This is a genomic window from Nostoc sp. UHCC 0251, from assembly GCF_034932245.1.
Lineage (GTDB): Bacteria > Cyanobacteriota > Cyanobacteriia > Cyanobacteriales > Nostocaceae > Nostoc.
In genome coordinates this window covers 1-2,230 of the sequence record NZ_JAYGHD010000250.1, presented here as the reverse complement: position 1 = coordinate 2,230, position 2,230 = coordinate 1, and the positions used below count along the sequence as shown (strand labels likewise).

General features: G+C 41.2%; 2 protein-coding genes and 1 pseudogene. All 3 read left to right on the top strand.

All coding sequences use genetic code 11. The features are described from left to right. Positions 1 to 60 precede the first annotated feature (60 nt). A pseudogene (locus VB740_RS17960) lies at positions 61 to 252 on the top strand (WYL domain-containing protein); the annotation flags it as partial. A 329-nt stretch (positions 253 to 581) separates the two neighbouring features. Continuing rightward, positions 582 to 710: a hypothetical protein gene (locus VB740_RS17955; RefSeq protein ID WP_323201314.1), complete on the top strand. Its 129-nt coding sequence runs from the start codon at positions 582 to 584 to the stop codon at positions 708 to 710. Positions 711 to 914: 204 nt separating this feature from the next. After that, complete coding sequence (locus tag VB740_RS17950) at positions 915 to 2,156, top strand: aminoglycoside phosphotransferase family protein (RefSeq protein WP_323201313.1); 1,242 nt, start codon at positions 915 to 917, stop codon at positions 2,154 to 2,156. Positions 2,157 to 2,230: the final 74 nt, after the last annotated feature.

Here is a 2,230-nt window from a genome sequence, read left to right as displayed (position 1 = left end):
TTAGGTTTTGAGCTTGTTCCCCAGCCCGAAGCAAATACGGTTTCTTAGGAGAGGGGTATCCATGAATGGCTACCAGATAAATCAAAAGTTCGACGAGTGATTAGGCGAGTATCGAGTACATTTTGGTTTACCCGCGAAGTGATGCAGTATGCGCCAGATTGTGTAGTGATATTACCAGAGAATGTGCGCGATCGCCTCAAACAAAAACTCCTCACCCTCTGCAATTTATACGATATCGAAACCAGGTCTTAACCCTTCCCCTTTCGGAGTCGGAGAGGGACGGTTTTACGTAGTAAAGTCAGGGAGAGGTCTTTTCATCCTTGACAAAAGTACACTTCCATAAGATGCACTCATGTAACCGTTATCTGCGATCGCCTATAGTCATCTACAATACGTAAGTAAGACTAATGACGTAATAACAAGGCTTACAGACATCAATTTTGAAAATTAAAGAAAAAAATAATTACTAATTGCTTAAAAATTCCGGTTTATTTCGCTTTGGGATGATAAATAAAAATAATAGCGTTGAATGTCATGCTTCCTAGCACGAAGGATTACTGAAATTCTTCGCTGCTTTCAGAATGACTACTCAGCATCAAACAGCACCTGCCGTCAATCAGTTTTTTGCTGGGGATGCTTCTGCGCTACCACCTGGAGATGCAGCTACATCAATGGGTTTCTACCACAACACTTGCTCTAGATGTATCTAAGTAACTATGCTGATAAAGTCTAAAGATGCCACGGTATCTAGGAGCGAATTCTAAAGCAATTGTAAAGGAATTGGTGCCATTTTGGCAGGTTTTTATCCCAAATATGGGATATTAGTAGATTGTACAAATCTCTATTGTTATTCACTATCTACCGACAACTGCTAAGTACAAGTTTAAGTAATTTAATGAAGTAGGAAATAATACATGGTATTATCACTGTCTTCTCATAACGTTATCCAGTATCTGCTAGAAGCGGGGCTGTGTAGCTCAGAAGATGACGCATCAGATAAATCTGAGTTGCCAGGAAGTAGTAAGAACAGTTTCGATTTACTCGTGACTCTAGCAGATAATCGTAAACTGCTCATTAAACAAGAACGTAACGTTAAAAGCAATGACGGCGCTCCTCATGAATTGTTTCAGGAGTGGCTATTTCATCAGTTACTCCAGCAGTTTCCAGTTCTCGGCAATATTTCCGCGATCGCACCATTGGTAGTGCATTTTGACGAAGAAAATTCTATCCTCGTCCGCAACTACTTAGGTGATTATCTGGAGCTTGCGACATTCTACCACAACAATGAGATTTGTCCACAAGAAATTGCCACTGCGATCGGTACTACTTTAGCGGGACTCCATCGCGCAACCTACAACCGCCGAGAATATAAGGATTTTATGGCAACTGCTCCCCAAGGAGAGTTTCGCTATGGCTTTTACAATCCGGCGCAAGGGGTAGAATCAATTGGGCCGGAGATTTTTGGCACGGTTCCCACGGATGCACTGAAATTCTATCTACTATACCAGCAGTCCGAGAGTTTGGAATCTGCGATCGCAGATTTGGCGTATGAATGGAATCCTTGCTGCTTGACTCACAACGACCTGAAATTGAACAACATTTTAGTTCATTCCAGGTGGGAGAAACTAGACAATTGCCTAGTAAAACTAATTAATTGGGAAGCTTGTTCTTGGGGAGATCCAGCTTTTGATTTAGGAACTTTACTAGCAAGCTATTTAAAAATTTGGCTCAATAGCCTCGTTGTAGATCCCACCATTGAGTTACAAGAATCTCTAAATCTGGCGTTGACACCGTTGGAGAGTCTACAACCTTCAATCATTGCCCTAATTAGGGCTTATCTAAATGCTTTTCCCATGATTTTGGAATACCGCAATGATTTTATTGTGCGAGTTATCCAGTTTGCGGGGCTGGCACTGATTCATCAAATTCAGGATATGATTACCTGCCGGAAAACTTTTAATAATGCTGATATTTGTATGCTCCAAGTGGCTAAAAGTTTACTCACTATGCCGCAGCAAGGTGTACTGACTATTTTCGGAATATCAGAGTCAGAGATTCTGAATACTGTGGGAAAAATTCATAAACTTCCTCAGCCTGTAAAAGAGCCACAGCTACTTCGGATTTATTACGAAAAAACTCGGCTCCGTGGTTGTTAATGGCAGGGACTAGTACCGAAAGGCGGAAGTCAAAAGTCAAAAGTCAAAAGTCAAAAGTATTATGGAATAAGCTC